Source organism: Anoxybacillus sp. B2M1, assembly GCF_001634265.1.
Taxonomy (GTDB): domain Bacteria; phylum Bacillota; class Bacilli; order Bacillales; family Anoxybacillaceae; genus Anoxybacteroides; species Anoxybacteroides rupiense.
Genome location: NZ_CP015435.1, coordinates 2551087 through 2562500, shown reverse-complemented (window position 1 = coordinate 2562500; position 11414 = coordinate 2551087). Strand labels below are relative to the sequence as shown.

At 40.8% G+C, this 11414-nt stretch carries 10 protein-coding genes and 1 other annotated feature (2 of these 11 only partly in view); of the genes, 9 read left to right on the top strand and 1 reads right to left on the bottom strand.

What is annotated here, in order from left to right; translation table 11 throughout:
- Window positions 1-280, bottom strand: partial view of a transposase gene (locus GFC28_RS20295; RefSeq protein ID WP_442854558.1) — the 5' portion only. The gene continues 26 nt to the left of window position 1, outside the view; the window shows 280 of its 306 coding nt (coding positions 1-280); the start codon lies at window positions 278-280; its stop codon lies off the left edge, out of view.
- A gap of 1084 nt (window positions 281-1364) precedes the next feature.
- Here GFC28_RS20295 and GFC28_RS12485 point away from each other — a divergent pair.
- The 9 genes from GFC28_RS12485 to gltX all read left to right on the top strand — a co-directional run bounded on the left by GFC28_RS12485 (window position 1365) and on the right by gltX (window position 11304).
- Window positions 1365-1826 (top strand): CtsR family transcriptional regulator, encoded by a 462-nt coding sequence (locus GFC28_RS12485; RefSeq protein WP_044744090.1) that lies wholly within the window; start codon window positions 1365-1367, stop codon window positions 1824-1826.
- 15 nt (window positions 1827-1841) lie between these two features.
- On the top strand, window positions 1842-2387 hold the full coding sequence (locus tag GFC28_RS12480) for a protein-arginine kinase activator protein McsA (RefSeq protein ID WP_044744089.1): 546 nt from the start codon (window positions 1842-1844) through the stop codon (window positions 2385-2387).
- A gap of 2 nt (window positions 2388-2389) precedes the next feature.
- Window positions 2390-3490, top strand: coding sequence for a protein-arginine kinase McsB (locus tag GFC28_RS12475; protein ID WP_044744088.1), 1101 nt, complete (start codon window positions 2390-2392; stop codon window positions 3488-3490).
- Window positions 3477-5909, top strand: coding sequence for an ATP-dependent protease ATP-binding subunit ClpC (gene clpC, locus GFC28_RS12470; protein WP_044744087.1), 2433 nt, complete (start codon window positions 3477-3479; stop codon window positions 5907-5909). Before GFC28_RS12475 ends, clpC begins: the two co-directional genes overlap by 14 nt.
- Window positions 5910-5991: 82 nt before the next feature.
- A complete protein-coding gene (gene radA / locus GFC28_RS12465) occupies window positions 5992-7377 on the top strand; it encodes a DNA repair protein RadA (protein WP_044744086.1) in 1386 nt (461 codons plus the stop codon).
- Between the two features lie 110 nt (window positions 7378-7487).
- Entirely contained in the window at window positions 7488-8582 is a 1095-nt protein-coding gene (locus tag GFC28_RS12460) for a PIN/TRAM domain-containing protein (RefSeq protein WP_044744093.1), read from the top strand.
- A gap of 24 nt (window positions 8583-8606) precedes the next feature.
- Entirely contained in the window at window positions 8607-9293 is a 687-nt protein-coding gene (gene ispD / locus GFC28_RS12455; RefSeq protein WP_044744085.1) for a 2-C-methyl-D-erythritol 4-phosphate cytidylyltransferase, read from the top strand.
- Window positions 9294-9297: 4 nt separating this feature from the next.
- Window positions 9298-9774 (top strand): 2-C-methyl-D-erythritol 2,4-cyclodiphosphate synthase, encoded by a 477-nt coding sequence (gene ispF / locus GFC28_RS12450; protein WP_044744084.1) that lies wholly within the window; start codon window positions 9298-9300, stop codon window positions 9772-9774.
- Between the two features lie 69 nt (window positions 9775-9843).
- Window positions 9844-11304, top strand: coding sequence for a glutamate--tRNA ligase (gltX, locus tag GFC28_RS12445; RefSeq protein ID WP_044744083.1), 1461 nt, complete (start codon window positions 9844-9846; stop codon window positions 11302-11304).
- 41 nt (window positions 11305-11345) lie between these two features.
- Window positions 11346-11414, top strand: a binding site (T-box leader); it runs 160 nt beyond the window's last position.

Here is an 11414-nt window from a genome sequence, read left to right as displayed (position 1 = left end):
CTGTTTTCCAAATGTCACCTTCAACAACCCTGGAGTCATATTCGTTCTTTTGATTTCGAGGTGACCCAAAAACACTCCTATGTTCTCGGCGGGCGATAGTTTGAACTTTCTTGCTGTCATAGGCGGCATCTCCTAAAGCAAACCGAATGTTCCAGTCTTTGAGAGCTGAAAAAACCTCTGGCGTGACTGCCGCGTCATGTCGATTGGGGGGTGTAAGCATATGGGAGACTACGATTTCGTCTGCGGTGATACCTGTATAAAGTTGATAGCCCTTAAACAAGTGATAAGAGTGGGCATCATCCTTCCTCTCATTTGAGAATCATAGGGGCTGCTTCGGAGTGCCATATTGTCAATCCACACAGCTGAAGGCTGCTTGACACTTAAATGCATAAGCAGTTGAGCATGAGATTCCGGAAACTCTTGCTCTTGAAACCATTGTCTTGTACGAGAAAGCGTCGAAACATGCAGAACGTCGCTAGTCCACAAAGGTGGCGACAATAATCAAACCACTGAAGGACTCACATCAACTCTCGCAACGAATCGAGCGCAAAATACGTTTTTAAAAATAAGCACCTGAGTAATGCCTTTTTAAAATCGGCGGCCTCTCTGTTGTATACGGCGTGCCAAACAAAGAAAGCCGATGGATCTATTGGAAGAATGCATTCAAAAGAGATTTGATCTCCCACATGCCTGTTCTTTAATCAAATTAGAACGCATAATGTCCACTCTTTGGAGCTTATTGGTCGCTGTATAGGATTTTCAAGGGAGTGAGTGGGTTTTTATATGTCTTTATGCATTTATGATGCGCTTTGCGACATATTCACAATAAAATTGTACATTTCGTTTTTTCGATACGATTGGTTTTCACTGATTAAAATTTGAACCTCTTATTCACCCCATATCATATCCTCGAGCATATTAAACGTTAAATCATGTGAATGACCACGTCAAACTCCTTGGTTCCTGTGCTTCTCTCTCATTCAAAAACAGCTTAATTGACATATTCTACGGATTGAATATGCTTTGCTGCACATGCGAAAACTCTGAAAAAGTGCAGATACCAGTTTCCATCGTTTGATGAAGAATGTTTTCCTTTGTTGAATGGTTTACTGCTTTAAAGACGGATCTTTGAGCATTGGCATGTTGAGATATGTCCTTGCTTCATAATTATAACTTTTTTCTTGATATAAAGGATTTTTAGCATATGTTATCGAATTAATTCATACTGCTTTTGTTTTAAATTCGGAAAATCGGCAATCATATGATTATCTGCTCTTGTTTGTTGCATTTTTTTTATATCTGCTATATAGTAAAATTAAGGTCAAATATAGTCAAAGTCAACTACCTAAGCAAGGAGGGGTAGGGTGAGAAACATTTCTGATATTATCGAACAATATTTAAAGCAAGTTTTAAATATGAGTGAACAAGAAATTGTTGAGATTAAACGAAGTGAAATCGCCGATAAATTTCAGTGCGTTCCTTCACAGATTAATTATGTCATTAATACACGCTTTACTTTGGAACGAGGCTATATTGTAGAAAGCAAGCGTGGCGGTGGAGGCTATATTCGAATTATAAAAGTGAAAACAAAAAATGAATCGCAATTAATTGATCAGCTATTATCTTTAATTCGTCATCATGTCAGTCAATCGAGTGCAGAGGATATTATTCGCCGACTTGTTGAAGAAAAAGTCATTTCTGAACGAGAGGCAAATATTATGCTGAGCGTAATGGATCGATCTGTTTTATATATTGACTTGCCTCAAAGAGATGAGTTGAGAGCTAGAATGTTAAAAGCCATGTTAATGTCTTTGAAGTATAAATAGAAAGAGGTGAGATCTTTGATATGCCAAGAATGTAAGCAGAGACCGGCCACGATGCATTTTACGAAAATTATCAATGGTGAAAAGACAGAATTTCATCTTTGCGAACATTGTGCTCAAGAGCACGGGGACGTTTTTATGTTTCATGGAAATGCAGGATTCTCTTTGCAAAATTTATTGGCAGGTCTATTAAATTTTGAAGCTCCTACAAAGGGAGCCAAGCAAAATGCATTTCAAAGCATTGAAATTTTGCAATGTGAACGCTGCAACATGACATATAATCAATTCGCCAAAATCGGCCGTTTTGGCTGCTCTCATTGCTATCATACATTCGCTAAACAGCTGCAGCCGATATTGAAACGACTTCATAGTGGCAATACTACTCATGCAGGGAAAATTCCAAGACGAATCGGTGGCAGTATTTATATTCGTAAACAAATCGCTCATTTAAAACAAAAACTGCAAGAGCTTATTGCCAGAGAAGAGTTTGAAAAAGCAGCTGAAGTTCGCGATCAAATTCGTTTGCTTGAATCACGTGTAAGTAAACATGGGGAGGAGGGCTGATTGTGTCGCTTGAGAAGTTTTTGAATACAGCAGTAAGCTCTTGGATGAACCAAGAAGGTCCGGACTCAGACATTGTATTGAGCAGTCGGATTCGGCTTGCAAGGAATATTGTAGATTACCAGTTTCCCACTGTTTTTGGCAACGAAGAAGCCCAGCATATCGTACAGCAATTTGAACAGACATTTGCACGCCAATCACATCCTGTAGTTGGTAGATTTGAGCTTTTAAAAATGAATGAGCTCCAAACGATCGAAAAAAGGGTATTGGTTGAAAAACATTTAATTAGTCCACATTTAGCGGAAGATTGCCCATTCGGAGCATGCTTGCTGTCGGAAAATGAAGAGGTAAGCATTATGATTAACGAGGAGGACCATATTCGTATTCAATGTTTATTTCCAGGACTGCAACTGACAGAAGCTTTAGAGATGGCCAATGCGCTGGATGATTGGATTGAAATGCATGTCAATTACGCATTTGATGAAAAGAAAGGTTATTTAACAAGCTGTCCTACAAATGTAGGAACAGGATTAAGAGCATCGGTAATGATGCATTTACCGGCTCTGATTCTAACACAGCAAATGAACCAAATCATTCCGGCCATTAGCCAACTAGGATTAGTGGTACGAGGAACGTATGGAGAAGGAAGTGAGGCCTTAGGGAATATATTCCAAATATCAAATCAAATTACGCTTGGCAAATCAGAAGAAGATATTGTGGAGGATTTAAAAAGTGTTGTTCAACAATTAATTGCTCAGGAAAGAATGGCAAGAGAGGCATTAGTCAAAACTTTAAACATACAATTAGAAGACAGAGTCTTTCGCTCCTATGGCATCTTGACCAATTGCCGTGTTATCGAATCGAAGGAAGCGGCCCAATGTTTATCGGATGTACGTTTGGGAATTGATTTAGGGTATATTAAAAACATTTCTCGGAGCATTCTAAATGAGCTGATGATTTTAATGCAGCCGGGATTCTTACAGCAATATGCTGGCGGAGCATTAAGACCTAATGAACGGGATGTTCTTCGAGCTACTTTGATTCGAGAACGTTTAAAAATGGAAGAACGAAAAGCAATGGAGGGTGATGAAAATGATGTTCGGTAGATTCACAGAACGGGCGCAAAAAGTGTTGGCTTTAGCTCAAGAAGAAGCGGTACGTCTTGGTCACAATAACATTGGCACGGAGCATATTTTGCTTGGATTGATTCGCGAGGGAGAAGGGATTGCCGCTAAAGCTTTAATTGCTTTGGGGTTAGGACCAGAAAAGATTCAGAAGGAAGTAGAAGCATTGATTGGTCGAGGACATGAGGTGTCGCAAACGATTCACTATACGCCACGTGCCAAAAAAGTGATTGAGCTTTCTATGGATGAAGCCAGAAAGCTTGGACATTCGTATGTAGGTACAGAGCATATTTTGCTTGGCTTAATTCGTGAAGGAGAGGGAGTCGCCGCTCGTGTTCTCAATAATTTAGGGGTAAGCTTGAATAAAGCACGTCAACAAGTGTTACAACTATTGGGAAGCAATGAGTCTGTTTCCGGACACCAAGGCAGTGCTTCCCATGTGAGTACACCGACGCTAGACAGTCTTGCTCGCGATTTAACAGCCATTGCTCGCGAAGGCAGCTTAGATCCTGTCATCGGAAGAAGTAAAGAGATTCAACGTGTGATTGAAGTATTAAGCCGACGCACGAAAAACAACCCGGTATTAATCGGTGAACCTGGTGTAGGTAAAACAGCGATTGCAGAAGGATTGGCGCAGCAAATTGTCAATAATGAAGTTCCTGAAACGTTACGAGACAAGCGAGTCATGACGTTAGACATGGGGACAGTTGTTGCCGGAACCAAATATCGCGGTGAATTTGAAGACCGCTTGAAAAAAGTTATGGATGAAATTCGTCAAGCAGGAAATATTATTTTATTTATTGATGAGCTGCATACGCTCATTGGCGCAGGGGGAGCGGAAGGAGCTATTGATGCTTCAAACATTTTAAAACCTTCATTAGCTCGTGGTGAATTGCAGTGTATCGGTGCTACAACGTTAGATGAATACCGGAAATATATCGAGAAGGATGCTGCGCTAGAACGCCGTTTCCAGCCAATTTATGTTGATGAACCGACTGTTGAAGAGTCCATTCAAATTTTAAAAGGGTTACGTGACCGATATGAAGCGCATCATCGTGTCTCGATTTCTGATGAAGCAATTATTCAAGCAGTGAAGCTATCAGATCGATATATTACAGATCGCTTTCTCCCAGATAAAGCCATTGATTTAATTGATGAGGCATGCTCAAAAGTGCGTCTTCGTTCTTTTACCGCTCCTCCTAATTTAAAAGAGTTGGAACAAAAGTTAGAAGAGGTTCGTAAAGAAAAAGACGCTGCTGTTCAGAGTCAGGAATTTGAAAAAGCTGCTTCATTGCGCGATACGGAACAACGTTTGCGTGAGGAATTAGAAGAAACAAAACGCGCTTGGAAAGAAAAGCAAGGTCAAGAAAATTCGGAAGTAACAGTAGAGGATATTGCTTTGGTTGTATCTAGCTGGACAGGAATACCTGTATCGAAATTGGCGCAAACAGAAACAGAACGGTTGTTAAAGCTTGAAGAAATTTTGCATTCGCGAGTGATTGGACAGGAAGAAGCAGTGAAAGCAGTGGCGAAGGCGGTCCGACGTGCCCGTGCAGGATTAAAGGATCCAAAGCGTCCAATCGGTTCATTTATCTTCCTTGGACCAACTGGGGTAGGAAAAACAGAGTTAGCACGAGCACTGGCAGAAGCGATGTTTGGAGATGAGGATGCGTTGATTCGCATCGATATGTCCGAGTATATGGAGAAGCATTCTACTTCTCGACTTGTTGGTTCTCCTCCTGGATATGTCGGATATGAAGAAGGAGGACAATTGACAGAAAAAGTTCGCCGTAAACCGTACTCGGTCGTTTTATTGGATGAGATGGAAAAAGCACATCCAGATGTATTTAATATTCTTTTGCAGGTATTAGAAGACGGACGTTTAACAGATTCAAAAGGAAGAACGGTTGATTTCCGCAATACGATTGTGATTATGACATCCAATGTGGGAGCTGATGCCCTGAAACGAAATAAGTATGTAGGCTTTAATGTTCAAGATGAAAGCCAGAAATATAAAGACATGAAGGGTAAAGTCATGGATGAATTGAAAAAAGCGTTCCGTCCAGAGTTTTTGAATCGTATTGATGAAATTATTGTATTCCACTCATTAGAAAAACAACATTTAGCAAAAATTGTTCATCTTATGGCCGATCAGCTTGTAAAACGTTTAACAGAGCAAGATATTGAATTAGAATTGACGGAAGCAACGATTGCAAAAATTGCTGAAGAAGGACATGACCCAGAATATGGTGCTCGTCCATTGCGCCGAGCTTTACAAAAACACATTGAAGACCGCTTATCTGAAGAGCTGTTGAAAGGAACGATCACAAAAGGGCAAAAAGTCATTGTAGATGTCAAAGACGGAGAATTTGTAGTTTTATCAGAACAAACCGTTCAGTAAAAGGTGGCAGCAAGGTATGCGGCAGAAGTAGATTGGCGCATACCTTCTTTTTGCATTTGCGAATAGAGAGGAATTAGCTGTTATGAAAAAGAAAACGAAATTTGTATGTCAAGAATGCGGATATGAATCAGCCAAATGGATGGGAAAGTGTCCAGGTTGTCAGACGTGGAACTCTATGGTTGAGGAAATTGAGAGAGGAAAACCAGCAGCAAGGGGAGTATTTGTTCATACTGCTCCTTCTTCTATATCCAAGCCAGTGTCGATTACAACCGTAGCAACAGCACAGGAGCCAAGAATGGTAACGGATCTTGCGGAATTTAATCGCGTGTTAGGTGGCGGAATCGTTAAAGGTTCTCTCGTTCTTATCGGCGGTGATCCTGGTATCGGAAAATCAACCATTCTTTTGCAGGTGTCTGCACAATTGGCGTTGAATCAATATAAAGTGCTATATATTTCCGGGGAAGAATCAGTCAAGCAAACGAAGCTGCGTGCTGACCGTTTGGGTATTTCCGCTAATGAGCTGTATGTATTATCAGAAACAGACTTGGAATATATTCATCAAGCGATTGAAGAAATTCAACCTGACTTTGTAGTAATTGATTCCATTCAAACGATCTATCGAGCCGAGATTACATCAGCTCCCGGCAGCGTTTCTCAAGTCAGGGAGTGTACAGGGGAATTGATGCGAATCGCTAAAACAAAAGGAATTGCGATTTTTATTGTCGGCCATGTAACAAAGGAAGGCTCCATTGCTGGACCGAGAATTTTAGAGCATATGGTAGATACAGTTTTGTATTTTGAAGGTGAGCGCCATCATACGTACCGAATTTTACGAGCAGTGAAGAATCGATTTGGATCGACTAATGAGATTGGTATTTTTGAAATGAGAGAAACGGGGCTGCTAGAGGTTGAAAACCCTTCAGAGGTATTCTTGGAAGAACGATCAAGCGGAGTGGCAGGATCAACGGTAGTAGCGTCAATGGAGGGCACAAGACCCGTGCTCGTGGAAATTCAAGCGTTAATTTCCCCAACAAGCTTTGGCAATCCAAGAAGAATGGCGACGGGAATTGACCATAACCGCGTATCATTGCTGATGGCTGTACTAGAAAAAAGAGTTGGGTTGCTTCTGCAAAACCAAGATGCTTATTTAAAAGTAGCCGGGGGAGTCAAATTAGATGAACCAGCTATTGATTTAGCCATCGCTGTAAGCATTGCTTCTAGCTTTCGCGATCTGCCGACGAATCCATCAGATGTCATCATCGGAGAGGTGGGGCTGACAGGAGAAGTACGTCGAGTCTCTCGTATCGAGCAGCGAGTTCAAGAAGCAGTAAAGCTTGGATTTCATCGTATTATTATTCCAAAAAATAATTTGGGAGGATGGCTGGCGCCAAAAGGAGTGGAAATTATAGGGGTGTCTCATGTCGCTGAAGCGTTGGAATACACGTTAGGAGACAGAAAATCTGTATGAATAAACGTTACAAACATGTATCAAATTTTTAAAAAAGATTAAAAACTGTGTTATCATTGGTTTCAAACATTGGAAACTGTTTATAATGTAGTTGAGGAGGTGAAAGTATGATGTTAAAGAGAGTAGTCCAATTATTTTTCTTAGTCGTCGGAGGGACCTTAGGAATTATTTTTCTTCCGAATATATTTCGACTGCTGAATATCCATCATCTTTCATTTTTTAACAATCCATATATGCTGGCGATTTTGGGAGCACTTATTTTCTTTATCATGACTTTTTGGCTAGTTGATTATGTAGTGGGTTTAATTCACTGGATTGAAGAATCTCTGGTAAAAGCGCCTGTCACAGATATTTTGTTTGGAAGCTTAGGGTTAATTTTTGGATTATTTGTTGCATTTTTAGTGGTGATGCCGCTTAAAGCATTTCAATTTCAAGTCGTTAATACCGTGCTGCCAGTTTTTTTAACGATTTTGCTTGGTTATTTAGGATTTCAGGTAGGATTTAAGAAACGCCATGAGTTGATGAATTTATTTTCCATTTCTAGTCGTATGTCTAAGAAAAAAGGAACAGAAGAAGAAAGCGACAAGCAAAAAAACAGTACTTTAAAAATTCTTGATACAAGCGTGATTATTGACGGACGAATTGCTGATATTTGCCAAACAGGATTTTTAGAGGGAACGATTGTTATTCCTCGTTTTGTTCTAGAAGAATTACAGCATATTGCTGATTCCTCAGATGTACTGAAGCGAAATCGCGGCCGCCGCGGGCTTGATATTTTGAATCGCATTCAAAAAGAATTGGAAATGAAAGTAGAGATTTATGAAGGCGATTTTGATGACATTCAGGAAGTGGACAGCAAGCTAGTGAAATTAGCGAAATTAACATCAGGAGTGGTCGTGACGAACGATTTCAATTTAAATAAAGTCTGTGAACTGCAAAATGTGAGAGTCCTGAATATAAACGACTTGGCCAATGCAGTTAAACCGGTTGTTTTACCGGGAGAAGAATTGAATGTACAAGTCATTAAGGATGGAAAAGAGCATAACCAGGGCGTTGCCTATTTAGATGACGGAACGATGATTGTTGTCGAAGACGGCAGAGATTATATAGGCAAACGGGTTGACGTCTTAGTCACTAGTGTGTTACAAACTTCAGCAGGGAGAATGATTTTTGCGAAGCTCAAGCTTCTCCAAAAGGCATTATAAGTGTAGACTAGGAGAATAAGTCATATGTTATATCAAGTAGTCATTCCGGCAGCAGGACAGGGAAAGCGAATGAAGGCTGGCATGAACAAACTGCTGATTGAATTGCAGCATCAGCCTGTCATTATACACACGTTAAAGGTGTTTGAACAAGATGACGATTGTCGCGGAATCATTATGGTAGTAAACGAAGCGGAAAGACCGCTGTTTGTTGAGCTACTGAAAAAGTTCGGGATCAAAAAAGTGATCTCGATCGTCAGTGGTGGCATCGAACGGCAACATAGCGTCTACAATGGGTTGCAGGCAGTTAAAGAAGGTGAGATTGTCCTCATTCATGATGGTGCCCGCCCGTTTATTAGGCTAGAAAAAATACACGAATTAGTGAAGGAAGCGCAAGAGCATGGTGCGGCAATTCCCGCTGTACCTATGAAAGACACCGTTAAAAAAGTTAGGAATGGAATGGCTGAGGAAACGGTGGAGCGCTCTAGCTTGTGGGCTGTACAGACTCCACAAGCTTTTCGTGTTTCCCTTGTTTTAGAAGCGCATAAACGGGCACAGGAAGAAGGGTATATCGGAACAGATGATGCCAGTCTTGTTGAACGGATGGGAAAAAAAGTGAAAATTGTGGAGGGAGATTATCGAAATATTAAATTAACAACGCCAGATGACTTACTATTTGCGGAAGCGATTTTATCATTAAAGGAAGCAAGGTGAATATATGTTTCGGATAGGGCAAGGATTTGACGTTCATCAATTAGTAACAGGCCGCCCTTTAATAATTGGCGGTGTTTGCATTCCTTATGAAAAAGGATTGCTTGGTCACTCAGATGCAGATGTGTTGTTGCATGCTGTGGCAGACGCGTGCTTAGGAGCCATTGGTGCTGGCGATATTGGGACGCATTTTCCAGATACGGATCAACAATATAAAGATGCCGACTCCGCGCGATTGCTACAGCAAGTTTGGAACCTCGTTAAGAAAGAGGGGTATAAGCTTGCCAATCTAGACTGTACCATTATTGCACAAAAACCGAAAATGGCTCCTTATATTGAACAAATGATAGAGAGAATGGCTGAGTTATTAGAAGCGGAGCGCTCTCAAGTAAATGTGAAGGCGACGACGACAGAAAAACTTGGATTTACTGGGCGTGAAGAAGGCATTGCTGCTCAAGCGGTTGTTTTATTGCAAAGGCAATAATGGCTTAACTTTGTGGTGGTATAATGTTAAAATAACGATACACAGTTAAATGTTGATGGAGGTCTTAACATGTCACAAGAGGTAAGAGTGCGTTATGCGCCGAGTCCGACTGGCCATTTACATATCGGAGGAGCGCGCACAGCTCTATTTAATTATTTGTTTGCTCGCCACCATAATGGGAAATTTATTGTGCGAATCGAAGACACTGATATCGAACGGAATGTGCCCGGCGGAGAGCAGTCTCAATTGGAGAATTTAAAATGGCTTGGTATTGATTACGATGAATCGGTAGACAAAGATGGAGGATATGGACCTTATCGCCAGATAGAGCGTCTTGATATATATCGTCAGTATGCAAATGAGCTATTAGAAAAAGGATATGCCTATAAATGCTTCTGTACGCCCGAAGAATTGGAGCAAGAACGTGAAGCCCAAAAGGCGGCGGGAATTGCAGCACCGCAATATAGTGGCAAATGCCGTCATCTAACGCCTGAACAGGTACAGCAGTTGGAGGCGGAAGGCAAGCCGTATACATTGCGTATAAAAGTACCTGAAGGGAAAGTATACGAGTTTGAAGACATGGTTCGTGGCAAAGTAGTGTTTGAATCAAAAGATATCGGTGACTGGGTCATCGTCAAAGCTAACGGAATTCCGACTTATAACTTTGCGGTGGTCATAGATGATTACTTAATGAAGATTACTCATGTATTTCGCGGCGAAGAACATTTATCGAACACGCCAAAACAGTTGATGATTTATGAATATTTAGGTTGGGAGCCACCGCGCTACGGTCATATGACATTGATTGTAAATGAGCAGCGCAAAAAGTTATCCAAACGCGATGAATCCATTATTCAATTTGTTTCTCAATATAAAGAGCTTGGCTACCTTCCTGAAGCGATGTTTAACTTTTTTGCTTTATTAGGGTGGTCGCCAGAAGGAGAAGAAGAACTCTTTACGAAGGAAGAGCTCATTCGTATTTTTGATGTATCTCGCCTATCTAAATCTCCTTCGATGTTTGATAAACAGAAGCTGACATGGATGAATAACCAATATATTAAAAAGCTTGATTTAGATCGGCTTGTAGAACTGTCTTTGCCTCACTTAATCAAGGCGGGCTGTTTGCCGGCGCAAATGACCGGAGAGCAGCGGGAATGGGCTCGGCAATTAATTGCTTTATATCAAGAACAGATGAGCTATGGAGCAGAGATTGTAGAATTGTCCAAGCTGTTTTTTAAAGAAGATGTCGAGTATGACGAAGAAGCGCGGGCTGTATTAGTGGAAGAACAAGTTCCAGCCGTATTGAAGGCGTTTTTAGAGGAAGTGAAAAATCTCGAAACATTGGATGCAGAATCCATTAAAGCCGCTATTAAAGTGGTACAAAAAACAACGGGACAGAAAGGCAAGAAATTATTTATGCCGATCCGTGTAGCTACCACAGGACAAACTCACGGACCGGAGCTGCCGCTCGCGATACAGCTGCTTGGAAAAGAAAAAGTGATTCAACGCTTAGAAAAACTAATTGACTAACATTTTTTCTTTTTTGTAATATGATGATTAACAAATCCATATATAAAGCGTAGATGAGGAGAAGTAAAAAGCATTAACATTACAGAGAGAGTCACCTTGGCTGGAAGTGA

What these genes read in the sequence shown, in the direction of transcription:
- radA (WP_044744086.1), top strand. Translation starts at nt 5,992, where the DNA reads ATGAAAAAGAAAACGAAATTTGTATGTCAAGAATGCGGATATGAATCA.
- GFC28_RS12460 (WP_044744093.1), top strand. Translation starts at nt 7,488, where the DNA reads ATGTTAAAGAGAGTAGTCCAATTATTTTTCTTAGTCGTCGGAGGGACC.
- gltX (WP_044744083.1), top strand. Translation starts at nt 9,844, where the DNA reads ATGTCACAAGAGGTAAGAGTGCGTTATGCGCCGAGTCCGACTGGCCAT.
- ispF (WP_044744084.1), top strand. Translation starts at nt 9,298, where the DNA reads ATGTTTCGGATAGGGCAAGGATTTGACGTTCATCAATTAGTAACAGGC.
- ispD (WP_044744085.1), top strand. Translation starts at nt 8,607, where the DNA reads ATGTTATATCAAGTAGTCATTCCGGCAGCAGGACAGGGAAAGCGAATG.
- clpC (WP_044744087.1), top strand. Translation starts at nt 3,477, where the DNA reads ATGATGTTCGGTAGATTCACAGAACGGGCGCAAAAAGTGTTGGCTTTA.